Source organism: Acinetobacter legionensis, assembly GCF_057165765.1.
This window is the reverse complement of sequence record NZ_CM169896.1, coordinates 3,432,591-3,455,643: the sequence shown is the minus strand read 5'-3', so window position 1 is coordinate 3,455,643 and position 23,053 is coordinate 3,432,591. Positions and strand designations below refer to the sequence as shown.

Annotated in this window: 21 protein-coding genes; 12 read left to right on the top strand and 9 right to left on the bottom strand. The window is 36.7% G+C overall.

Translation table 11 applies throughout. The annotated features are described in order from the left end of the window. Positions 1-388: 388 nt before the first annotated feature. Positions 389-1,717 carry a polyamine export protein PaeA gene (gene paeA, locus AC2G3J_RS15695; RefSeq protein WP_336952922.1) on the bottom strand — a complete coding sequence of 443 codons (1,329 nt, stop codon included), beginning with the start codon at positions 1,715-1,717 and terminating at the stop codon, positions 389-391. Positions 1,718-1,845: 128 nt separating this feature from the next. Beyond that, entirely contained in the window at positions 1,846-2,835 is a 990-nt protein-coding gene (locus tag AC2G3J_RS15690; protein WP_336952920.1) for a LysR family transcriptional regulator, read from the bottom strand. A gap of 625 nt (positions 2,836-3,460) precedes the next feature. Between AC2G3J_RS15690 and AC2G3J_RS15685 the strand changes: the two genes are divergently transcribed. Then, complete coding sequence (locus AC2G3J_RS15685) at positions 3,461-5,065, top strand: isocitrate lyase (RefSeq protein ID WP_483770251.1); 1,605 nt, start codon at positions 3,461-3,463, stop codon at positions 5,063-5,065. Positions 5,066-5,538: 473 nt separating this feature from the next. Here AC2G3J_RS15685 and AC2G3J_RS15680 read toward each other — a convergent pair whose 3' ends face one another. The 6 genes from AC2G3J_RS15680 to AC2G3J_RS15655 all read right to left on the bottom strand — a co-directional run bounded on the left by AC2G3J_RS15680 (position 5,539) and on the right by AC2G3J_RS15655 (position 10,071). Then, positions 5,539-5,826 carry a PA4642 family protein gene (locus AC2G3J_RS15680; protein WP_336952916.1) on the bottom strand — a complete coding sequence of 96 codons (288 nt, stop codon included), beginning with the start codon at positions 5,824-5,826 and terminating at the stop codon, positions 5,539-5,541. 222 nt (positions 5,827-6,048) lie between these two features. Then, positions 6,049-6,321 (bottom strand): cell division topological specificity factor MinE, encoded by a 273-nt coding sequence (minE, locus tag AC2G3J_RS15675; protein ID WP_004722763.1) that lies wholly within the window; start codon positions 6,319-6,321, stop codon positions 6,049-6,051. A 2-nt stretch (positions 6,322-6,323) separates the two neighbouring features. Then, on the bottom strand, positions 6,324-7,136 hold the full coding sequence (minD, locus tag AC2G3J_RS15670; RefSeq protein WP_336952914.1) for a septum site-determining protein MinD: 813 nt from the start codon (positions 7,134-7,136) through the stop codon (positions 6,324-6,326). Positions 7,137-7,203: 67 nt separating this feature from the next. Then, a complete protein-coding gene (minC, locus tag AC2G3J_RS15665) occupies positions 7,204-7,923 on the bottom strand; it encodes a septum site-determining protein MinC (protein WP_336952912.1) in 720 nt (239 codons plus the stop codon). 140 nt (positions 7,924-8,063) lie between these two features. Next, positions 8,064-9,116, bottom strand: coding sequence for a preprotein translocase subunit SecA (locus AC2G3J_RS15660; RefSeq protein WP_419327566.1), 1,053 nt, complete (start codon positions 9,114-9,116; stop codon positions 8,064-8,066). A 37-nt stretch (positions 9,117-9,153) separates the two neighbouring features. Further along, entirely contained in the window at positions 9,154-10,071 is a 918-nt protein-coding gene (locus AC2G3J_RS15655; RefSeq protein ID WP_336952910.1) for a 1-acylglycerol-3-phosphate O-acyltransferase, YihG family, read from the bottom strand. A 372-nt stretch (positions 10,072-10,443) separates the two neighbouring features. Here AC2G3J_RS15655 and AC2G3J_RS15650 point away from each other — a divergent pair, with 372 nt between their 5' ends. The 10 genes from AC2G3J_RS15650 (at position 10,444) to AC2G3J_RS15605 (ending at position 21,964) form a co-directional block, all read left to right on the top strand. Next, positions 10,444-11,094: a YiaD family glycine zipper/OmpA-like lipoprotein gene (locus AC2G3J_RS15650; RefSeq protein WP_336952908.1), complete on the top strand. Its 651-nt coding sequence runs from the start codon at positions 10,444-10,446 to the stop codon at positions 11,092-11,094. Positions 11,095-11,529: 435 nt separating this feature from the next. Beyond that, the gene (locus AC2G3J_RS15645) at positions 11,530-13,569 is read left to right on the top strand and encodes a UvrD-helicase domain-containing protein (RefSeq protein WP_336952905.1); all 2,040 of its coding nucleotides are present in this window, start codon (positions 11,530-11,532) and stop codon (positions 13,567-13,569) included. Positions 13,570-13,667: 98 nt separating this feature from the next. Continuing rightward, positions 13,668-14,120: a dUTP diphosphatase gene (gene dut / locus AC2G3J_RS15640; protein WP_419359201.1), complete on the top strand. Its 453-nt coding sequence runs from the start codon at positions 13,668-13,670 to the stop codon at positions 14,118-14,120. Positions 14,121-14,348: 228 nt separating this feature from the next. Then, a complete protein-coding gene (locus AC2G3J_RS15635; protein WP_483770250.1) occupies positions 14,349-15,788 on the top strand; it encodes a phosphomannomutase/phosphoglucomutase in 1,440 nt (479 codons plus the stop codon). Positions 15,789-15,846: 58 nt separating this feature from the next. Next, positions 15,847-16,752 (top strand): acetylglutamate kinase, encoded by a 906-nt coding sequence (argB, locus tag AC2G3J_RS15630; protein WP_336952902.1) that lies wholly within the window; start codon positions 15,847-15,849, stop codon positions 16,750-16,752. A gap of 174 nt (positions 16,753-16,926) precedes the next feature. Next, complete coding sequence (locus tag AC2G3J_RS15625; protein WP_336952901.1) at positions 16,927-17,712, top strand: GNAT family N-acetyltransferase; 786 nt, start codon at positions 16,927-16,929, stop codon at positions 17,710-17,712. 186 nt (positions 17,713-17,898) lie between these two features. Next, positions 17,899-18,747, top strand: coding sequence for a class II glutamine amidotransferase (locus AC2G3J_RS15620; RefSeq protein WP_336952988.1), 849 nt, complete (start codon positions 17,899-17,901; stop codon positions 18,745-18,747). 1,137 nt (positions 18,748-19,884) lie between these two features. After that, on the top strand, positions 19,885-20,340 hold the full coding sequence (locus tag AC2G3J_RS15615; protein WP_004819397.1) for a bacteriohemerythrin: 456 nt from the start codon (positions 19,885-19,887) through the stop codon (positions 20,338-20,340). Between the two features lie 218 nt (positions 20,341-20,558). Beyond that, the gene (locus tag AC2G3J_RS15610) at positions 20,559-21,626 is read left to right on the top strand and encodes a hypothetical protein (RefSeq protein ID WP_336952899.1); all 1,068 of its coding nucleotides are present in this window, start codon (positions 20,559-20,561) and stop codon (positions 21,624-21,626) included. 8 nt (positions 21,627-21,634) lie between these two features. Beyond that, positions 21,635-21,964, top strand: a complete 330-nt coding sequence (locus AC2G3J_RS15605) for an RnfH family protein (protein ID WP_336952898.1) — start codon at positions 21,635-21,637, stop codon at positions 21,962-21,964. Between the two features lie 84 nt (positions 21,965-22,048). Here AC2G3J_RS15605 and AC2G3J_RS15600 read toward each other — a convergent pair whose 3' ends face one another. Continuing rightward, entirely contained in the window at positions 22,049-22,447 is a 399-nt protein-coding gene (locus AC2G3J_RS15600; RefSeq protein WP_004722739.1) for an outer membrane protein assembly factor BamE, read from the bottom strand. 112 nt (positions 22,448-22,559) lie between these two features. Between AC2G3J_RS15600 and fur the strand changes: the two genes are divergently transcribed. Next, positions 22,560-22,997: a ferric iron uptake transcriptional regulator gene (fur, locus tag AC2G3J_RS15595; RefSeq protein ID WP_336952896.1), complete on the top strand. Its 438-nt coding sequence runs from the start codon at positions 22,560-22,562 to the stop codon at positions 22,995-22,997. Positions 22,998-23,053 lie beyond the last annotated feature (56 nt).

The following is a 23,053-nucleotide window of genomic DNA, read 5'->3' as shown; positions in this document are numbered from 1 at the left end:
TCCTTGAATGAGACTTTGGTAACAGAAGTCTTTTAATTTTTTAAGCAGAAGCATGCTAATAGTTATTGGATTAAATTAAAATATCCTTGTAGAAATACTGAATTCAGTACTATTTTTTAAATAAATAGAGTATTCAAAACAGATATTTAAAAATGAATATTATAATTGCACCAAAATGGTTATAAAATTTAAGATATTGATTTATATGTTTATTATATTTTATGATTTTAAAAACTGTATTCATGTTAATTTTCATATTTTTAAAATTTATAAATCAAAAGGCTATAATCTAATCAATAGCGTTCTGGATCTTGCAATATTAAAGCGCCACTTTTCATAAAAAAAGCTTAGCAAGGTGATTGCTAAGCTTTAAATGAGCTAAAGAAGCTTATTGTGAAGAGTCTTCTGATGTCGAGGGTTCTGCTTTTTCAAGTAAGCGTGTGACAAGTAGCTGGTCAATTTTAAAATGATCAACATCGACCACTTCAAATTTATAACCACCAAAAATCACGGTGTCAGCTGGTTTAGGAATTTTTCTTAACTGATACATCATAAAGCCTGCCAGTGTCTCGTAGTTCTCTTCATCTGGCATCTCATCAATTGCTAAAGCATGCTTCATGTCTTCAATTGGTGTACTACCATCAATTAACCATGAGTTGTTATCACGTTTAATAATTTGTAGTTCTTCATCCATTGGTGTAACCCAGTCACCCATCACAGTGATCATGATATCTGACAGGGTAATAACGCCAACGACAAGGGCATATTCATTAAATACGACTGCAAATTTTTCTTTGCTAGATCTGAAGCGATCAAGGACTTCAGATAGTGTTAATGTATCAGGAATGGTCAATACTGTACGAATAGTTGACTCATGTAACTGATTAATTTTCTGGTTATTGAGAATACGAACTAGAATATCTTTGGCATCGACATAACCAATCACTTGGTCAATGGTTTCGTTGCAAACAAGGAACTTAGAATAAGGGTATTCAGCTAGCTTTTGGCGAATACTTTCTTCTGGTTCTTTTAAAGTAAAAAACACTACGTTTTCACGTGGGGTCATACTGGATGGAACATTACGTTCTTCAAGTTCAAATACATTTTCAATAAAGTGATGTTCTTGCTTTTGTAAAACACCCGCTTGTGCACCTGCATCCATCACCGCTGAAATATCATCAAAGGTAATATTGTCTTCACGCGTTGTATTGACTTTAAACAAGCGGAATAACAAGTTAGCAACAGCATTGATAAACCAAGCTAATGGTTTACATACCACGATAAAGATCTGGATGGGATTGATGACTGAAACTGCAATTTTTTCGGGTGCAATCATCGCCATACGTTTTGGCATTAAATCGGCAAAAAGAATAAAAAGTGAGGTGACTAAAGTAAATGAGAGGACAAAACTGATGGTTTCAGTCCAATTTCCGACATAGAAACGAGAAACAAATTCAAGAAAATAAGGGCGAAATGCACCTTCACCTAAAATACCGCCAAGAATAGCAACAGCATTTAAACCGATTTGGGATGCGGCAAAGAAATCGGCAGAGTTTTGCTGTAAGTCTAGGACTTTTTGTGCTCGCTCATCGCCAGATTCGGCAAGAATTTTGAGTTTAACTTTACGCGCACCCGCAAGTGCGATTTCAGTTAAAGATAAAAAACCAGCTCCTGCGATGAGGACAGCGATGATTAGGATATTCTGGAACAGGCTCACGAATCCACCTATGGATCATCATTATTATGAGATATTTTTAACACATAAAAGGGGGTGGTAGTGAGTAACACACTACCGATCTAGAATTAGTATAAGCTTGAAATGATAAGAATTTAACAAAATTCCTATTAATATTGAGAAAAATGCGAATTATTTTGCATAAATTCACGATTTTCTTCTTCAATCATTTGACGTGCAACATAAAGAATCAATTGGCGTAACCAACGATGTGCAGGATGATGATGAAGTAAAGGACACCATGCCATTTTTAATTCAAATTCAGGAATATAAAATGGCGGATCTTTAATGAGTAAATTTTGGCTTTTGGCTTGTAAACGTGCGATACGGGTTGGTAAGGTCGCAATTAAATCGACATTTGAAGCCAATAATGCAGGCATTTGATAATGACGCGTAAAGACTGAAATTTTACGCTTTTGACCAATCCGCTCTAAAGCTTGATCAATCCAACCTAATCCTGCTTGTTTTTCAGGATTCACACCAAAACCAACACCCATCCCTGTTTTTGATACCCAGATATGTTGTGCATCTAAATAACTTTTAAGATTTAAAGTACTTGAAGCTGGATGTTTGTTATTGAGTAGACAAGAGAAACTGTCACGCCACACTAAAACTTGGTGAAAACTTTGTGGAATTTCATTAAACCGGTTGATGGCTAAATCAACTTTTCCTTGTTCCATGTCACGATATGACACGTCACTTGGTGTTAAAAAGTCGAGAACAACATTCGGTGCTTCAGAGCGCAAGGCTTTGACTAGACGAGGAACAAGTGTTGCTTCGGCATAATCAGAGGTCATAATACGGAATACACGGTTTGACGTATAAGGTCGGAACTCAGTACGAGGTTCCAAAATCATGGATAAATCAGACAGTGCGTCACGGATGCGGGGTTGTAATTCTAAAGCACGTTCTGTTGGTGTCATACCTTCAGAAGAACGAATTAAAAGAGGGTCATTAAATAAATTACGAAGACGACGTAAAATATTACTCATTGCGGGTTGGGTAACGCCAAGCTGTTCAGCAGCACGAGTCACATTTTTTTCACGTAAAAGAACGTCAAGGTAAATTAAGAGGTTGAGATCGACCCGCTCCAGATTCATAAAAAAAATACCGAAAATAAAATTTAGAAATCACAGAGGATTATGCCATAAGGAAATGCTTTTGTGTAAAAAGTAGATAAAAAAACAGCAGACGATTTATTGTTGTAGAAGAATCAAGAATTGTTGTCTTAGTTTTAAATTGAGATGCATGTTTGAATAAATCATAATTTCGCCATTATATGTGAAGATAAGCAGATTTTTAAGCAACAACATTGTTTATCAATCGATGAATCACCCAATTATGCTTTGTCCGATTCTTGATCATTCAGGGTGTTTTTATATTAAAAAAATGCAGTTTTGGTTTTTTTGTTACAAGCTCAGACTTAAGTCTAATAGAGATAAAATTATCAAATTGACTGATATTTAAGCAATGTATAGGTAGTTGTTAATTATTAAAAATTATATAAATTAATTGTTTATCGATTTTTGGTTTAATTATAATATGACTTTGATCTACATATTTTTTAAATAAATACTGAAAATTAACTCAGAATATTGGATTAATTTGAGGACTCAATCTAAGCTAAGACCATAACAACGAAGTGTTCTAAATCTGAACAAACAAATACCGAGTGGATTTAGCTCTTCGATTGATGAAATCCTAATATTATTACAGGAACATATCATGACTACATACCAAACAGCGATTGATGCAATCCGTGAATTAAAAGCAAAATTCGGAAGCACATGGCGCGATATTAGCCCAGAAGATGCTGCGCGTATGCAACTGCAAAACCAATTTAAAACTGGTTTAGATATCGCTAAATATACAGCTGCGATCATGCGTCGTGATATGGCTGAATATGATGCTGATTCTAGTAAATACACTCAATCTTTAGGTTGCTGGCATGGTTTCATTGCGCAACAAAAAATGATTGCAAACAAAAAATATTTTGGTACTACAAGCAAACGTTATATCTACCTTTCTGGTTGGATGGTTGCTGCACTTCGTTCAGAATTCGGTCCACTTCCTGACCAATCTATGCACGAAAAAACTTCTGTACCTGCTCTAATCGCTGAAATCTATACATTCTTACGTCAAGCTGATGCGAAAGAACTTAATGATTTATTCCGTGCGCTTAAAAAAGCAAACGAAGCTGGTGATACAGCTAAAGCTGCTGAAATCACTGCACAAATCGATGGTTTCCAAACTCACGTTGTGCCAATTATTGCGGACATCGATGCAGGTTTCGGTAACGAAGAAGCAACTTATTTACTTGCGCGTAAAATGATTGAAGCTGGTGCTTGTGCACTTCAAATCGAAAACCAAGTATCTGATGCTAAACAATGTGGTCACCAAGCTGGTAAAGTAACAGTTCCACATGAAGACTTTATCTCTAAAATCCATGCATTACGTTATGCATTCTTAGAAATGGGTCTTGATGACGGTATCATCGTTGCGCGTACTGACTCTGAAGGCGCTGACTTGACTCAAAAAATCCCAGTGGTTAAAGAGCCAGGTGATATTGCTTCTCAATATATTAGCTACTTAGATACAACTGAAATTGACATTGCAGATGCTCAAGAAGATGAAATCTTGATTAAACGTGATGGTAAATTACACCGTCCTAAGCGTTTAGCTTCAGGCCTATATCAGTTCCGTGAAGGTACTCAAATTGACCGTGTTGTACTTGACTGTGTGTCTAGCTTACAAAACGGTGCAGATCTTCTTTGGATCGAGACTGCGACTCCAAACGTTGAAGAAATTGCACACATGGTTAACCGTGTACGTGAAACAATTCCAAATGCGAAGCTTGTTTATAACAACAGCCCATCATTCAACTGGACTTTAAACTTCCGTCAACAAGCTTACGATCGTTGGGTTGCTGAAGGTAAAGATGTTTCTGCTTACGACCGTGCTAAATTAATGAGCGCTGAGTACGATGCTTCTGAATTGGCTGCTGATGCTGACTCGAAAATTCGTACATTCCAAGCAGATGCTTCTCGTGAAGCGGGTGTATTCCATCACTTGATTACACTTCCGACTTACCATACTGCTGCGCTTTCTACTCATGAGCTTGCACAAGGTTACTTCGGTACTGAAGGTATGTTGGCTTATGTTGCTGGTGTACAACGTAAAGAAATCCGTGGTGGTATCGCTTGTGTTAAACACCAAGCGATGGCGGGTTCTGACATTGGTGATGATCACAAAGAAATCTTCTCTGGTGACAATGCACTTAAAGCGCATGACGATGCTAAAAACACAATGAACCAATTTGCTGCTCACTAAGCATTGACTTGATTCAAAAACCCAGCGCAAGCTGGGTTTTTTTATGACAGGTTATTAGAGTCTGTAGAATTAAATACTTCAACTTCAGACATATCAAACAGGAACTACATTTAAATATAATTATCCAGTGCTGATATACAGGAGTGATTTAAAGTAAATCATAAAAGCAATGCGTATTTACAAAGCATATGGTTGTTTGACATAAATAAAATTAAATGATGTTTAAACGTGATTAAAGATCAAATAAAATAGTGTAATTTTAGAAAAGTTAATTTGTTCATATGAAATTATGCTGACTGACTTAATTGTTTATATGGATGTTTTTAATATTTTTTTGTAGGAAATAGTATAGAACATTGAGATATAGACATTGATAAAATGGGATATGTAAACTAAAAAACGCCCAATGAAGTTCATTAGGCGTTTATAGATCAGCAATATTTCAAGACTACATTGCTCGTTGGTTGAAGTGCTTAAGCAAACTTCGCTAATACTTCTAAGAAACCTTCTTTTTGACGCGGGTACTCTGCAATCACATCATGAATACGTAGACCTTCTGGATTAGTTGCGTTGATATTTCGACCAGCAGCAACAAACTTAGTCAATAAGCGTTCATAGTCAAAAGGACGCATATGTTTAAAGGCATGATAAAGTACATGAAAATCAGTATTAGTACCTTCAGGAGGAAGTTGATCTAAGTAGGCAAAAACACGCTCGTCTGACCATTCTTCATTGAACGTTGCTGGCTGTGAAAGTGCCATAACAGCATCTCCTCAAATAAAATAATTCTAAATTAAATGATTAATTTACAACATTATATCAACCTTATTTATCTTTCATTTTATAAGGATAAATACAATCTTTAGCTGAAAAAAATCTAAAACAAAAAGGGCAAAATATATTGCACGAGAAAAAGTAACCCTTTTTTAACTCTGCCCTATATTTTGCCCTGAATCAATTCGCTTGACTAATCAATAATGAAATTATCGTTCTTCAGGTAAATTGATATTCATTTCCAACATTTCAATGTTGGCTTCAGAACGAACTTGCATTTGAATATGCTGTTCATCCACGCCACGGACATAACGATTAACCACTTGCATGATTTCTTTTTTCATTTGGTCAATCTTGTCTTGGCTTAAACGTTTGCCCAAACCGTTTTCAGAAGCAACAATAACTTTTAAGCGATCTTTAGCAGTTTGGGCGCTAGATGGTTTGTCATCATTGCTAAAAAGTTTACTCCAAAATCCTGCCATTTCTACGCTCCAAATAACCGTGCTAACCAACCCTTAGGTTTCACTGTAATATGTCGATAAGGACGTTCCTCACCCAAGAAACGCGCAACTAAATCATCATATGCTTGCCCAGCAGATGCTTCTTGGTAAAGAATGACAGGTTTACCTTCATTCGATGCCTGAAGTACGCTAGGGCATTCTGGAATGACGCCTAAAGTTGGTACACGTAAGATATCTTTTGAGATATCATCAATGGTCAACATTTCTTGTTTATCGGCACGTTCAGGGTTAAAACGCGTAATACATAAATGTTTACGAATACGCCCTTCGTTGTTTTCTACTTTTTTCGTCTTACTGTCGAGCATACCAATAATACGGTCTGAATCTCGAACAGAAGAGATTTCTGGGTTTGTTACAATAATCGCTTCATCTGCATGATACATGGCTAAAATTGCACCACGCTCAATCCCTGCAGGTGAGTCACAGATAATATAATCGAATTCTTGTGCAAGCTCATCGATTACACGAGCAACACCATCATCGCTCAGTGCATCTTTATCACGGGTTTGCGATGCAGGTAAAATATATAAATTTTCAATATCTTTATCGCGAATTAGCGCTTGCTGTAAGCGCGCTTCGTTATTGATGACATTTACAAAATCATATACGACACGGCGTTCACAGCCCATGATCAAATCTAAATTACGCAAACCCACATCGAAATCAATCACAACAGTTTTATGACCTCGTAGGGCTAATCCTGTTGCAAAAGATGCACTCGTCGTAGTTTTACCTACGCCACCTTTGCCTGATGTAACGACAACAATTTTGGCCACCGAATCCACTCCTGTTATGGTCATTTTACCCGATTAAACGAGTTTTATATGGTGTTTAATTTATACCTTAAAATTGCAAAGCTTCAAACACTAGCTCTTGCTGGTCATTCAAGTAAATATGTACAGCTTTTTTAATTACATCTTGAGGAATGTCATCTGCTACACAATATGTTCCCGCAATAGAAACCAATTCGGCTTCTAGTGAATGACAAAAAATTCTTGCACTGGTGTTACCACCTGCGCCTGCAATGACTCTACCACGAACACTGCCATAGATATGTATATTTCCTGAAGCAATCACTTCTGAACCACTGTTAATACCAGCATTCAGTATGATGTCTCCATGATCTTGAACCAAACATTGCCCAGTTCTTAAAATTTCATCATGGTATGAAGTGACATGACTCAATGTTTTAGACGCATCTACGCTTACATTTGGTGTCGCTACAGCGGGTGCTTTTACTGGAGTTTCAACCACTTGTTCTTTCGTCGGTTTAATCCGTTGCAATGGACGATCGGCAGGCAAGACTGGGAATTGAATTGCACGTGCTTGGTCACCCAATAAACCATCAATCACAGCCATAGGCTGTAAATCTAGGCTGATAATGAGTTGAATCAGGGCAATAAGCTCTTGTTCAACTGTGGTATCAATAATGACCAAAGCCCCTTGATAAGAGGTCTCACTCATCATTGAAGTTAATTGCTGGCGGATGGCATCATGATCATTAGTATCGAAGGTTAATCGGGTAAAATTAACCATTCTGCCTGTAATCCGTATATCAGCCATAATTATTCCTTAAAAGGCATGTGACCTAAATTTTTCTATCTAAGCGTCAAAAATTGTGAAATAGGGCAAATGCTAGAACATATTGAATGATTTCTCTAGCAAAGATACAAATATTTTCAATGAATTGCTTATTCTTTGAATCACTCATCTTTTACTTGATCATTTTTTTCTAATTCAAGCTGCCATTGTTTTACTTTCACTTGTTTCCTTAACGATTCTAAACTTTCATAGACTATAGATTCAACTAGTTCTTCAAGTTTTTGATTTTCAATATTTAATTGGCTTAATTTGGTTGAAATTAATTGATAGGTCGCGTTTGGATTTTGTAGATTGCCTTGAGTAAACGGTTGCACCAATCCTTGCGTAATATTCTCACCTAGCTGTTGCCCAATATTTTGAATCTGATTTTCAATCATACTGCCTGCAATTGGGATCATGCGCAATAACTGGGTCAATTGCGGGGTGTCCTCAATCGCTTGACGTACAATCTGTCCGACATTATGGGTAATCACATGACTTTGTGCTTTTAGTTCAGTGGCCAAAGATTCTTGTAATACTTCAGCTAAAGTTTGTGCAAAACGATCTCTATGGTGATCAATTAAATCATGAATGATTTTTTTATGGCTTGAGCTGGTGTCTAATTCTTGTTTAATTCCATCAATGACGGTAATCACAACACGATCTGATAATTCTTCCATCAGTACTCGATAATAAAACAGCACACGTTTTAGAATGTTATCGGGAATAACCTTATAACCTAACTCATGAAAATGATAAGCAATAATACCGACGCGAATTAAACGTAAAAAACGTAAATAAGGAATAATCGCTAAAATCTCATACCAGTGAATAAATGGAAAGAAGAACCAACGCGCATGGTGTTTGTTGATAATAGCGATGAGCCAGCGAATGCCTAATTCAACAATCAAAAAGGTAATAAACCAGCTTTCAGTTTTAATCACCCACGGATGCAGATCTGTTTTGTAATACTGTAAAACTTGCGGTAGATGAATTTCATTGAAAAGCCAGTCACCAAAATTACTCATTAAAAAAGCATTGGCACATAAACAGAATAGGTTGAAGACGATGATAAACATCATAAAGATGTCATAACCAAAAGCGATCCACCATCCTCGTGACATATCGTTTTTCGTTTCTGTACTGTTTTCGAGTGGTGGAACTTGCTCTGTCATATCCATCCTATTCTGTAGTTTTTTCTTCAATTGAAAGTTAGTGATTATATTTTTGTTTTATGGTGCTAATCAGTTGATCTTTTTCACTCCATAAATCATCAACCCAGTTTTGAAAGCGTTCGCGATATTCTGCATCATCTTCATAATTGCCGCCCAGTACCCATTCAGGAATCTCAATTTTACGCATATTAACTGCAATTCGAGGTACTTCACCTAACCAAAACTCACCATAACCGGGTGCACCATCTGGATACACAATGGTCATATCCACCAGAGCGTCAATCTTATCACCTAAGATATTTAAGGCGAGAGCAAGTCCACCGGCCTTAGGTTTAAGTAAATTGGTAAAAGGGGATTGCTGTTGAGCATGTTTTTTTGGGGTAAAACGTGTTCCTTCAAGGTAGTTGAGCAATGTAAAAGGCTGGCTTAATAACTGTTCACAGGCTTTACGTGCTTCTTCCATATCACGTGTTTTGAGATCAGGGTTCTTTGCAATCTGCTCTTTTGTATGGCGTTTCATCATCGGAAAGCCAAGAATTTTAAATGCTTGCCCGACAAATGGTATAAAGATCAGTTCCCATTTGGTGAAAAAGCGGGTGAGAGGCATGCGTGTTAGACCAAAATATTGGTTTACGGTAGTATCGACCCAACTTTGATGGTTACAGGTCATTAAATAACGACCTTGCATATTTAAATCCAAGTTGTCATCAACAGTAATGTCCCATTGTGTTTCGGGAAGAACATGATCAATCAACCAATTATTTACACTTAACCAACTATTGGTGATATTGATATTGGTTTCATCCACCTTTTTTGACTTTTTAAATAATTTGGTCAAGCCTAAAGCTAAAACAGGTGGGCCGTGAAAAAAAGTACTGCCAGTAATCACTGAGCCAACGGTTAAACCTTTCGTAATTTTTTTTAAAATAGGTTGCTTCTGCTGTTGAGATGACATAGAACAGTCCTAATGATTTATTGTGAGTGCCAGTTCAAGCGACTAGATATTTTTTACTGCTACGTTGCGAAATAATGTTTATCATTATTTAGAATGAATAAATTTCGTATTTCTTGCCTCGTATCACCTAGAAATATACATAATCGCAAACATAGACGAATTGTCCACAGCCCTTAAATATAATCGTTACAATGCAATTTAAAAAGACACATTTAATGACTATGTACAAATTATGATGATCACTTTTGTAAATTTCATTGTAAATATTACAAAATGTAAAAAAATACGTGATTGTTAACAAAACGCCTATAGTGGTGCTTTGTTTTTTATACCAAAATTAAGCTAACAAAAAACACAACTTGGAGGCATGCAATGCGTGCACTATTAATTACAACACTTACAGCAGGGGCTTTAGTACTTTCTGGCTGTCAATCAACTGGTAATAACATTGGTGGTATGGAGTACGACAAATCTGCTATTGGCGGTTTGATCGGTGCAGCAGCGGGCTATGGTTTGTCTCGTGGTAATGCAAACTCATCTGCACAAAACAATCGTGCAGCAGCAATAGGTGCGCTTTTAGGTGCGGGTACTGGTCTTTATTTAGACAATAAAGAGAAGAAATTACGTCAGCAAATGCAGGGTACTGGTGTAGAAGTTAACCGTAATCCAGATGGTTCTGTAGCTTTAGTTATGCCAGGTAGCATTACATTTGATACTAACAAGTCATCAATTAAACCGAACTTCTACGGTACGTTGAATAAAGTTGCACAAACTTTAATGGAAGACAACAAGAGTGTAATTCTTGTGACTGGTTATACGGATAATACAGGGAATGACTCAATTAACATTCCATTATCTCAAAACCGCGCATACTCAGTTGCTAACTACCTTAAAGGTAAAGGCGTACAAAGCCGTATTGATACCCAAGGTTATGGTTCGCAAAATCCAATCGCAGATAACTCAACTGCTGCGGGTCGTGAACAGAACCGTCGTGTAGAAATTAGTATTTATGCGACAAACTAAGAAATCGTAATAAAAGTAGCGAATTTTTTAGCTAAAAGTGTTGAAGAGGAATCATAGTTCGCTATGATTCCTTTTTTTTATTTTCCAAATTTTTGCTTAAATTTTATTAATCTTTTTAAGCATGAGATTAAGGTTTTTATCATTAATACGAGCGTTGATTCGAGGATAGTCTCTCTTCTTGCTGCAGTGTGTTAACCGTTATTATGGCTTTGGGTGATAGCTTTTGGTTATGCTTTCGCCATTTGATCACAGGTTAACTGAATAACAACAGCTCAGAGCAAAATAGAGTATTGAAACAAGACGGTTTGAAACTAAAGCATAATTTAACTGAAATTATTTTTATCTGGTTTTTATATTTGAAAAATTCAAATTAAGCATTTTGCAACTCTACTTTAGATGACTATAATCGAGCTCGAAGTTTTTAGAGGATGAACAATGTCGAAAGCAAGTCAACTAAATGACAAGCAACTTGAAGCCATGAAATATACTCAAGGACCCTTGTTAGTACTTGCAGGGGCGGGTTCAGGTAAAACCTCAGTAATTACAAGAAAAATTGCGTATTTGGTTCAACAGTGTGGGATTCCTGCACATCGAATTACTGCAATGACCTTTACCAATAAAGCTGCACGTGAAATGAAAGAACGTGTCGGTAAGTTGTTGGGTAAAGAAGAAGGGAAAGGGCTTTCGGTTTCAACCTTTCATACCTTTGGTTTAAATTTATTACGAATTGAGCTGAAAAATACCCCACTGAAAAATAATTTCTCAATCCTTGATGCCGATGACTGTAAGCGTATTCTTATGGATTTGATGCATCGTGATAATTTATCGGGCGCTGAAAGTAAAGAATTGATTGCTAAAGCCATGAAAAAGATTTCAGATTGGAAAAATGATTTGATTGTGCCTGAACAAGCACATACGACTTGTGAAACACCAGAAGATGTGCAGTTTGCCCACTTGTATCAATTATATGAGCGAAATTTACGTGCTTATAATGCCGTAGATTTTGATGATCTGATCGTGATGCCAACACGCCTCTTACAAGACAATGCAGAAGTTCGTGATCGTTGGCAAAACCGAGTTCGCTATCTACTTGTGGATGAGTATCAAGACACCAATACCGCGCAATATATTTTGGTGAAATTATTGGTCGGTGTGATGGGGCAGTTCACCGCTGTAGGTGATGATGACCAATCCATTTATGCATGGCGTGGTGCAAAGCCTGAAAATATGGCATTGCTCAAAGAAGATTTCCGCAATTTAAAAGTGATTAAGCTGGAGCAAAACTACCGCTCTACCAGTCGTATTTTAAAAGCCGCGAACCATGTCATTGAAAATAACCCACACATTTTTGATAAAAAGTTGTGGAGTGATAAAGGCCATGGTGAAGTCATTCGAATCATCACCTGTCGTAATGATGATGATGAATCTGAACGCGTAGTAAAAGACCTGCTCACGCATAAATTGATGAATGGCAAAAACTGGAAAGATTATGCGGTGTTGTATCGCGGAAATTTCCAAGCACGTGTATTGGAAACTCAGCTACGTCAAATGCAGATTCCATACAAGCTCTCTGGTGGTCAATCTTTCTTTGGTCGTGCAGAAATTAAAGATGTGATGAGCTACTTGCGTATCATCATTAACCCTGAAGATGACAGTGCTTTCCTACGTATTATCAATACGCCTAAACGTGCAATTGGCCCAGTAACACTTGAAAAGTTAGGTCTTTTTGCCCAAGAAAATCATTTATCACTGTTGGCTGCGGCAAGTGATCAACGCTTAACTATGGTGATGCCAAAAAAGGCCACCACACAATTGGCTGAGTTTGCTGGCTTTATCAATGATTTCACTCGTGAATTGTTAGATGACGATGAACCTGTTCCTAAAATTCGTCAAATGATGAATGATGCAGGCTATATCGATTATTTACGTGAAACTGCGGCAACGCCTGCACAAGAAAAAACCAAGATTGATAATGTGGAGATGCTCTATACCAGTATTCAAAGCTTAATCAACCGTGCTGAAGATGTAGATGAAAAGAACATTGAAAGTGTGATTCGTAAAATGGTGTTGTTGGATATGCTTGAGCAACAACAGGAAGATGAAGACACCGATAAGGTCAACCTGCTGACATTACATGCATCTAAAGGTCTGGAATTTCCATTTGTTTATATTATGGGCTTAGAAGAAGAGCTTCTGCCACATAAGAACTCCATTGCTGCGGAAACGATCGAAGAAGAACGCCGTTTAATGTACGTGGGGATTACTCGTGCACAACAAGGTTTGACCTTGACTTTGGCTGAGCAGCGTAAAAATGGTGGACAAATGAAGCAAATGACGCCAAGTCGCTTCTTAGATGAATTGCCACAAGATGAGCTTGATTGGCTAGGGCGTAAGAAAAAAATAGCTGAACATGTCGATCCAAAGCAACAAGCACAGCAATATTTACAAAACTTAAAAGCGTTATTAAAACGTTAATTTTTAAACCAGTTCTTTTTTTTCTTTCGATTTGATTTTGAACAGATCGAAAAAAATAAAAAAACTTTTAACAGCTTTATTTAACCAAGGATTTCAATATGAAAGTTCAAGTAAAAGTACTTGATCAACGTTTAGGTCAAGAATGGCCAATGCCAACATATGCAACATCAGGTTCAGCAGGTTTGGACTTACGTGCATGTGTAGAAGAAGCGATTCAGATTGAACCTGGTCAAACTGTTTTAGTTAAAACAGGCATGGCCATTTATATTGAAGATAGTAATTTTGCTGGTCTAGTTTTACCACGTTCGGGCTTGGGCCATAAGCATGGGATCGTATTGGGCAATTTGGTTGGGTTAATTGATTCAGATTATCAAGGTGAATTAATGGTTTCTGTATGGAATCGTGGTCAAACCAGCTTTACTTTAGAGCCTGGTGAGCGTTTAGCGCAATATGTATTAGTGCCTGTAGTTCAAGCGCAATTTGATATTGTAAATGAGTTTGAAGCGACTGAACGTGGTGCGGGTGGTTTTGGTCATACTGGGAAAAACTAGATTTTTCTATAATTTTTAAAGCCTGATTTATCAGGCTTTTTTAATATTATATTGATTTGTAACAAAAAGTATGTATAAAGCCTTGTATGAAATTGAATATATTATCAAGAGTTTTTAGTATATTGCATTTGACCTGATATAAATATTTTCATATAAATGAATTGATTGCTAATCATTAGAGAGATGAAGCTAACAAAATAAAGGGTTGAGCAAATAGAAGTTTTGCTTATGAAAAAGATGAATGATTTTCCTTTTCAGATTTTCCGCGCCTATGATATCCGTGGAAAAGTTGAAATGATGACCCCAGAATTGATTCAGGCAGTGGCATATGCTTTAGTTAATCAACTGATTGAAAAGAGTCAATCAAAAATAACCTTGGGTTATGATGCACGATTAAGTAGTCCTGCGTATGCTCAAATTATCAAACAGGTATTTCAAAATAACCACATTGAAGTTACTGAAATAGGCTGCTGTGCGACCCCACAATTGTACTTTGCCGCAAGAAATACGCAGGGCAATGGCATTATGGTGACAGCAAGTCATAATCCAAAAACTGACAATGGTATTAAATGGATTATGCAGTTTGAGCCACCTTCTCCTGAAATGATTCAAAACATTGGAATTCAAGCAAAAAATTATCTGCAAAATAAGCAGTCAGCATGGATTGATACAGGAGCTATTGTTGAAAGGGCAACTCATCAAATAAAGTCTGAATTTTGTTTATCCTATCAGTCCGCGTTATTAACAGATATTCAATTAACCCGACCACTCAAAGTCGTGATTGATGGTTTAAACGGTTCCGCAGGCTTTTGTGCCAATCTTGTTTTAAAAAAATTGGGCTGTGAGGTGATTGCATTACGTTGTAATGCTGATGGAAACTTCCCTGATCATGCACCAGATCCTTCACAAGCTTCACATTTAGAATTACTACGACAAAATGTACTCAATCATCAGGCAGACATTGGTATTGCTTTAGATGGTGATGGTGATCGTGTGGTTTTGTTGGATGAAAATGCACATATTATTTCAGCAGATCGACTTTTAGCACTGTTCGCGCAAATCTGTTTGAAAGATCATCCACAGCATGAAATCGTGTTTGATGTGAAATGTTCATCTATGGTGCGTCAAGTGGTTGAGCGTTTAGGCGGTCAAGCCAAGATGATTCGAACTGGCAGCAGTTTTTTACGCAAATACATGTCGCAATCTAAAGGCCAAGCTGTCTTTGGTGGTGAGTACGCAGGTCATTATGTCTTTAATGATGGGCGAGGATTTGGCTATGATGATGGGTTATATGCTGCTTTACGTGTGATGGAGTACTTATGTTATTTTCCTCAAGCCACATTGTCTGAAATCTTAGCGTGTTATCCCGATCGTTTCTATACCGAAGATACCTATATCAGTACCCATTGTACTGATCCGAAAATTGTTTTGAATGAGATTGAATATCTCAGTCAACAGTTTGGTGCTGAACTGAGTAAAATTGATGGCATACGCCTTGATTTTGAACACGGGTTTGGCATTATTCGAGCATCAAATACGGGTGAATATTTTACAGTACGGTTTGATGCTGATGACCCAATTTGTTTAAATGAAATTCGTCAGACATTTGCGTCTATGCTTCGTGACCGTTATCCTATGATCGCCAAAGATATTCTACAGGCACACTGATTTCTTAATTTATCCATATTCATCAGTCTAATTCCTACAGCTCACTAAGGAGAGGCGAATGCCACATCAGCATACTGGCATCGACAAAGCGCAAATATTGACAGAGGCTTTGCCATATATTCAACGATTTACAGGTAAAACACTCGTTGTAAAATATGGTGGCAATGCAATGACTGATCCTGCTTTGGAAAGTTCATTTGCTCGTGATATCGTTTTACTCAAGACTGTAGGTTTAAATCCGATTGTCGTACATGGGGGTGGTCCACAAGTAGATTCATTACTTAAACAGTTAGGTCGTGAGTCTGATCGAATTGATGGAATGCGGGTGACGGATCCAGCAACCATGGAAGTAGTCGAGATGGTTTTAGGCGGCAGTGTCAATAAATCCATCGTTAACTTGATTAATCAACACGGTGGACGTGCTATTGGTTTAACAGGGAAAGACGGTAATTTATTACGTGCTCAAAAGCTCTTGATGGAAAAAACGCTTGCAGATGGTACAGTCACACAAATTGACTTAGGTCTTGTGGGAGAAGTGATCGGGGTTAAAACTGATGTCTTGGAAATGTTTACCCAGAGTGATTTTATTCCAGTGATAGCGCCTTTAGGTGTAGATGAAGATGGTCAAACTTATAATATCAATGCTGATTTAGTTGCTGGTAAAGTGGCAGAAGCTTTAGGGGCGGAAAAATTGATTCTATTGACCAATATCTCGGGTGTTTTAGATGAAAATAAAAACCTCCTTACTGGTTTGAGTACTCAAGAAGTGGATCGTCTTATTGAAACCGGAGTGATTTACGGGGGGATGATCCCCAAAGTGGGCTGTGCGTTAGATGCGGTTAAAGGTGGGGTTGTTAGTGCACATATTGTGGATGGGCGTGTACCCCATGCAACGCTCTTAGAAATCTTTACAGATCATGGTGTAGGAACATTAATTACCAACCGTGGCAAGCCTCATAAATAATTTTTAATTTATACGTTAATTTCTTTGAAAGCCAATGTGAAAGCATTGGCTTTTTATTTTACCGACACTGTTTCAAATTAACTACTCATTGCGTGTTTTTAAACGGTCATTTTTTCGTCATATAAGTGTCATCGGGATTGCCTAGTGTAAGTAAAAGCTCAAGGAGTCGAAAATATGTTCGCAAAATTAAATCAGTATCGTCAGAACTTCCAGAACTTAAATTTACCTTTACCAAAATCTAAAAAAGCACAATCACAATATAAATTTGAATGGGTCGAAGACCTGAAACAACTCAAAGAAGTACAAAAATTTCGTGCAGTACAGTTCGGAGATCAATTTGGCATTACATTTGAAAATGGGTTAGATCAAGACTTATATGATCTTGATTGTGAACATGCAGTATTACGTGATAAATGGAGCAATGAAATTGTTGCTTATACACGCTTGAAGTTAATTCAAGGGCATGAGCTTGCACGTAGTTATAGTGCACAAGAGTTTGATCTTTCTCAGCTTTCACATTTATCTAATATTGTAGAAATTGGTCGTACTTGTGTGCATCCGCGCTATCGTAATGGGCGTGCCTTGTCGATGTTATGGTTAAATCTAGTTCCGACAGTGCTGTGGAAAATGAAAGCAAAACATTTAATAGGGTGTGTCAGTATTCGTCTAGAAGACAATAAGGCCCGTGCTTATTATACGCATCAGCATTTGAAGAAAATGACTAGCAAACAGTCGATTGATATAAAGGCAAATTCTGCTTTTGAACCGTGTCATCCAGAGTACAGCTTTCCACAAGATGAACGAATTCCGAAGTTATTTGATGTCTATTTGAAAATGAATGCTCGTTTATCTAAACAGGCTTATCATGATGAGGCATTTAATTGTTTAGATTATTTTGTCTTTTTAGATGTCAATGAAATTGCCAAAAACTTTGTTTTAAAGAAAATGGTTAATCGCTGAGTGTCCGAAAAAATAAGGATACTTTGACTTAGATATCCTAAAATTATCCCAAGCATTTTGTTGTTCTGTGTGAAGTCATTAGTCTAATATGCATCTGTTTGCAGTTATTTTCAGTTATTGAGATTTGCAAGCAGGTGCGTAGTCATGCACAATATTCTTATAAATAAAATGCTGTATGAATACACTATGTGCCAATTGCTTGGAATGAACTGCGCTGCTCCCACTGATATTACCTTTTCGTTTCGTGGGTTTTCTCAACGCGCAGGAATAACCTCTGATCATTCTGATGGGTTTGGTATTGCTTTTTTTGAAGATAAAGCATGCCGTTTATTTGTTGATAATCAATCTGCTGTCTTGTCACCAATTGCTGAACTGGTGCGTAACTATCCGATCAAATCTCGTAATGTTATTGCGCATATTCGCAAAGCAACCCAAGGTAAAATCACCTTAGAAAACTCTCATCCATTTATTCGTGAGCTATGGGGGAGACAGTGGATTTTTGCACATAATGGTGATTTACATAACTTTCATCCGCATTTATCGGGGCGTTTTACCCCTGTAGGCAGTACAGATAGTGAGTTGGCATTTTGTTATTTACTTGAACAATTAGTTTTAAGATTTGGTTATTTTGAACCGAGTTTAAATGATGTTTTTGCCTTGCTTGAAGAAATCTCACCTAAAATTGCAGAATATGGCACTTTTAATTTTTGCCTCTCCAATGGACAAGCATTGTTTAGTTATGCGACAACTAAGCTGCATTGGATTGTACGTGAGTATCCATTTACATATGCACGCTTAGTCGATATTGATGTTGATATTGATTTTAGTCAATTTACAACAAAAGAAGATCGTGTTGCCGTGATTACCACAGAGCCGTTGACTCAAAATGAAGTTTGGACCGCATATCAGCCTGGTGAGATGATTTTATTTAAAGATGGTCAAGCGATAAAAGCCGCAACGACCCATGTGGAAAGACTTGCTCGTGAGGCCGCTGATCCAAGTTTGGTTAGAGTCACCAAGGCAGATCAATATTAGTTTGATCTGAATGAATTCATGTGAAGATTGGGGGAGGCGTAATTCGTTAACTCCATATTTTTTAGAATCTAAGTCATTGTAAAAATAAATTTAATTTATAGTCAACCTGTCAAAAACTCAGACACAAGAATATAATTTCTTTTAAATAATACTTTTAATTAAATCGACTGTATGAGTAAATAAAATTGTTTGATTATAAAAAGCTTACACTGCCACATCTTACATTCAAAGTTTAAATACCTTTGCTTAGGTGATGCCTCGCTTTTCGTAGGGATTATCAAACCTTGCGCTACAAACAAAGCAGTGCTTTGTTATTGCTTATGTTAGGCGAGGGGTACGTCCTGTACCTCGCCCAATGGCGACATCCATGTTGCCATACGGTAGGATCACGATCTAAGATTCAAAAAAAATGAATTGATAACCAACATTTTCTAAATGTTCATACAATACATAAGCTTCATTTATGATCAATGGCTTGATGCAAAACACTTGTATGAATAATGAGGTGGTTGACTATATGGGATTGTCATCTTTGATAATTAACTAAGTATTTTGATGTTGTTACAATAAACAGAGGACGATTAAATAATAATATTTAATTATATTCTTTATATAATTTTTGATGTAATGATACCGTTATAATTATTTAAATATCATATTAAATAGTCTTAATAAAATTTATATTTCAACTCTTTTAAAGTGAGTCATGAAATAAGAGGAATAATAATAGTATCTATAAAATATTTTTACTTGAATAAAGAAAGTATTTAAAAATACAACAAAATCACAAAAGAATATTTATTCTGATTTTGACAAAATTATCTTAGTTTTTTAACGAGAAATCGTATAAAAATAACATTTGAAGTGATTGTAAGAAAAATCGATTACACAATTATAATCATTTATTCATGCTTAATAATAAATATAGACAATCAATAAAATCATTTAAATTTAATAATTGGTTAAAAAATATCTTACTCTTTTAGTGCGGATTAAAATATTATCCAAGTATAAACAATAACTTAATTTATTTCATAGTTTTTTTAATGAATCCCGACTAATACAGTTCATTTTTATTTAGAGAGATAGCCGTTAATATGGTTGCTTAAGGTCAAGACATTATTTTAGGGTGATCGTATGAAGATGAGATGGATTCCAGAATATAATACGGGTATCGATGTGATCGACGATCAACATAAAAGGATTTTGGATTACATCAATGAAATTGATGAAATCGGTATGGCAACGGATCGTGCTCGTATCAAGCAAATTCTTGATAATATTATTGACTATACGCAATCACATTTTACCTTTGAAGAAAGCTTACAAGAAGAGGCTGGTTATAAATATCGTGTTCCTCATAAGCGTGTACATGACCTGTTTATTAAACGTATAGAAAGTTATCGTACCAGTTTTGAAGAAGGGCATTCTATAGAAAAAGAATTACATGAGGTGTTGTCTAAATGGTTAATTAATCATATTCAACACGATGATGCAGATTATGTGGGGGCTGTAAAATTAAATATGATGGGGATCATTAAAGAAAACGAAAAGAAAAAAGGAAAAAATTGGTTTGCAAGATTTTTTTCGTAATTTACAGACATTTTATGATTGTGAAATTATGGAAATCACCAGCTCTCTAACTAAAAAAATTCAGAGGGGATAAAAAGAAATAACAAAGATTATAACAATATCTAGCGCAGCAAATCATCGAGGGGTGATTTGCTTTTTTCTTTTAAACTTTGATTTTCAGCATCGACAAAGGCAAAATAGCAGAACTTTTTACGAAACACCTCATGCAGGATTATTCTATGTCACGATGGTTATCGCCGCTCATGGCATTTTGTTTATCATTTATAATTATCGCAGGCTTAGCACCAAGTCTGGATATTCAAATTGATCGACAAATTGATTTTTGGATATTGTGGTTAGTGTCAATGCTCGTGTTGGCATTGCCGATTACTTATTTAGAAGTTGCATTAGCAAAGCGTTCTAAAACAACTGCACTCAATGCCTTGTCTAGCTTAACTCGTGATGCTGATGCATCACAATCGTGGCGTATTGTTGGCTGGCTGGCTGTTATCTTTATTCCGTTCTTAGCGGGTGGGATTTTATCGAATATCAGTCAAAGTACTGTGCAAATGGTGAATTTACCGATACAAAGTCATCTATTGTTTGCTGGTGCCGCTGTCATGGCTTTTGCTTTGTCATTTGCACCTCGTCAAATTTTAGTGGGTTTGATCACGGTAGGCGTGCTGCTTTCTTTAATTCTTGCACAAGTCTTTGGTACCCATTTACAGACTTGGCATGTTACCCCTTTAGAATTTAAAGAGTGGGGCAATGCTACGATTTTAGCCCTTGTGGCCACAGGGCTCGGTTTAGGTTTGTATTGGCAAACCAGCTTGTTAAATGTCCAACAGAATAATGAGGCGTCTAAAACAGCTTTACCTATTTGGATTGCGCAACTGGTTGCTGTGATTGCCTTTAGTTTTTTTGCAGCTTCAGCACAAATCCCTGCGTATACTTTATTATTTACTGCAGTCATTTCAGCCGCGCTATTATTACAACTAGGCAAAGAACAGTTAGCTCAACGCCAAGTCGCAATACTTATTCAATTTGTAGTGTTATTGGTGGCATTATTCATTTGGGCAATTCCAAATATGGTCGTGGTGTTTAATCCATTACTGATGATTTGGGGCTTGGTCATTTGCTTGATTTATTCAATCTTTGTGGGTTGGATTATGAAAATCAGCCATCTACGTAAAGCGATCAATTTTAGTTCTGAAGCGTTTTATAATATTTGGCGCATTGCGGTACGAATTATTTTACCTTTGAGCATTGTGTTGGCATTGGTATCCTATATTGGACAGTTAATTTAAGGGTCAAGGTGAATCTCGTGGCAAAAATTTGGGTGGCATATGCTGCCGAAAAGCAACAATTTCACATTGAGTTACAATTTTCTCAAGGCATGACGATTGCTGATGCAATTGCGCAAAGTGGATTGGTGCAACAAGTAGAACTGCCTGAAAATTTTAGTTTTGGTATCTTTGGAGTGAAAATAAAACAACAATCACATGTATTACAAGCAGGTGATCGTGTTGAAATTTATAGACCTTTAACGATTAATCCAAAAGATATTCGTCGCAATCGCGCAAAAGCAAATCCTGTCGGACGTTACTGCCGTGGAAATCGCTATCAACAATTGTTATTTAAATAAGGCGTTATTTACAATAATCGCTTTAAACAATTGAATGCATATGAAAAACCCCTCACTGAGGGGTTTCTTTTTATCGCAAAGTGTCTATAGTGGGGGCGCATTCAATATTGCTTCTTTAGAAGCAGGTAAACCAGGTTGAGACTCAGGAATGGTTTCTAAACCTTCAATTTTGTTTACGACACCTGATTGATCAAAATAAACCTTTAAATGTTGGCCATGTGCTGCGGGAATCTTCGCTTTTTTCGCGTAAGTTCCTGGGATATAGTTGTAAATGTAATCCCATCGTCCTGGATTCAATGGATCTGAGACTGTTGGGCTACCCAACAAGAATTGTACTTGTTGGTAGGTCATACCGACTTGAATTTTTGAAGCTTGAGCTTGGGTTAACGGTGTTCCTTGAGGAATATCGACTTTGTATACTCCAAATACAGAACAACCACCAAGTAAAGAAGCGACGAATAACGTCAGCATGATTTTTTGCATTTTGCTACACTATCCCAAATTAATTATGATGCAATTGATCCATGGATAGATCATACTGCATCTCAACTCTGTTGCATATTCCAACTTAAAATTTGTTGAGAGACCTTTTTATATGCCTATTTCAAATCAAGATTTACGCAAAGCTGGACTTAAAGTTACCCTACCACGAATCAAGATTTTGGAATTATTAGAAAATTCAAGACAACACCACTTGAGCGCGGAAGACATTTATAAAACATTACTCGAACAAGGTGAAGATGTCGGTCTAGCGACCGTATATCGTGTGTTAACACAATTTGAAGCTGCTGGAATCATTCAGCGCCATCATTTCGAAAACAATCATTCTGTTTTTGAAATAATGCAAGAAGATCATCATGATCATTTGGTTTGTCAAAATTGTAATAAAGTCGTTGAATTTACTAATGAAACCATTGAACAAGAGCAACATTCAGTAGCTGAGAAACACGGTTTTCAGTTGACTGGACATTCTTTGAATCTTTACGGTTATTGTGATGAACCTGGATGTCAGGAAGCTTATCGTAAGCGCTAGAATCACATAAATACAACAAATGAAGGGGGGCTTATTTAAGCCCCCCTTTTTTTATA

What these genes read in the sequence shown, in the direction of transcription:
- AC2G3J_RS15600 (WP_004722739.1), bottom strand. Translation starts at nt 22,447, where the DNA reads ATGCAAAAAATCATGCTGACGTTATTCGTCGCTTCTTTACTTGGTGGT.
- AC2G3J_RS15615 (WP_004819397.1), top strand. Translation starts at nt 19,885, where the DNA reads ATGAAGATGAGATGGATTCCAGAATATAATACGGGTATCGATGTGATC.
- AC2G3J_RS15625 (WP_336952901.1), top strand. Translation starts at nt 16,927, where the DNA reads ATGTTCGCAAAATTAAATCAGTATCGTCAGAACTTCCAGAACTTAAAT.
- AC2G3J_RS15650 (WP_336952908.1), top strand. Translation starts at nt 10,444, where the DNA reads ATGCGTGCACTATTAATTACAACACTTACAGCAGGGGCTTTAGTACTT.
- AC2G3J_RS15680 (WP_336952916.1), bottom strand. Translation starts at nt 5,826, where the DNA reads ATGGCACTTTCACAGCCAGCAACGTTCAATGAAGAATGGTCAGACGAG.
- AC2G3J_RS15645 (WP_336952905.1), top strand. Translation starts at nt 11,530, where the DNA reads ATGTCGAAAGCAAGTCAACTAAATGACAAGCAACTTGAAGCCATGAAA.
- dut (WP_419359201.1), top strand. Translation starts at nt 13,668, where the DNA reads ATGAAAGTTCAAGTAAAAGTACTTGATCAACGTTTAGGTCAAGAATGG.
- fur (WP_336952896.1), top strand. Translation starts at nt 22,560, where the DNA reads ATGCCTATTTCAAATCAAGATTTACGCAAAGCTGGACTTAAAGTTACC.
- AC2G3J_RS15660 (WP_419327566.1), bottom strand. Translation starts at nt 9,116, where the DNA reads ATGACAGAGCAAGTTCCACCACTCGAAAACAGTACAGAAACGAAAAAC.
- argB (WP_336952902.1), top strand. Translation starts at nt 15,847, where the DNA reads ATGCCACATCAGCATACTGGCATCGACAAAGCGCAAATATTGACAGAG.
- AC2G3J_RS15690 (WP_336952920.1), bottom strand. Translation starts at nt 2,835, where the DNA reads ATGAATCTGGAGCGGGTCGATCTCAACCTCTTAATTTACCTTGACGTT.
- minC (WP_336952912.1), bottom strand. Translation starts at nt 7,923, where the DNA reads ATGGCTGATATACGGATTACAGGCAGAATGGTTAATTTTACCCGATTA.
- AC2G3J_RS15620 (WP_336952988.1), top strand. Translation starts at nt 17,899, where the DNA reads ATGTGCCAATTGCTTGGAATGAACTGCGCTGCTCCCACTGATATTACC.
- AC2G3J_RS15610 (WP_336952899.1), top strand. Translation starts at nt 20,559, where the DNA reads ATGTCACGATGGTTATCGCCGCTCATGGCATTTTGTTTATCATTTATA.
- minE (WP_004722763.1), bottom strand. Translation starts at nt 6,321, where the DNA reads ATGGCAGGATTTTGGAGTAAACTTTTTAGCAATGATGACAAACCATCT.
- AC2G3J_RS15635 (WP_483770250.1), top strand. Translation starts at nt 14,349, where the DNA reads ATGAAAAAGATGAATGATTTTCCTTTTCAGATTTTCCGCGCCTATGAT.
- AC2G3J_RS15685 (WP_483770251.1), top strand. Translation starts at nt 3,461, where the DNA reads ATGACTACATACCAAACAGCGATTGATGCAATCCGTGAATTAAAAGCA.
- AC2G3J_RS15655 (WP_336952910.1), bottom strand. Translation starts at nt 10,071, where the DNA reads ATGTCATCTCAACAGCAGAAGCAACCTATTTTAAAAAAAATTACGAAA.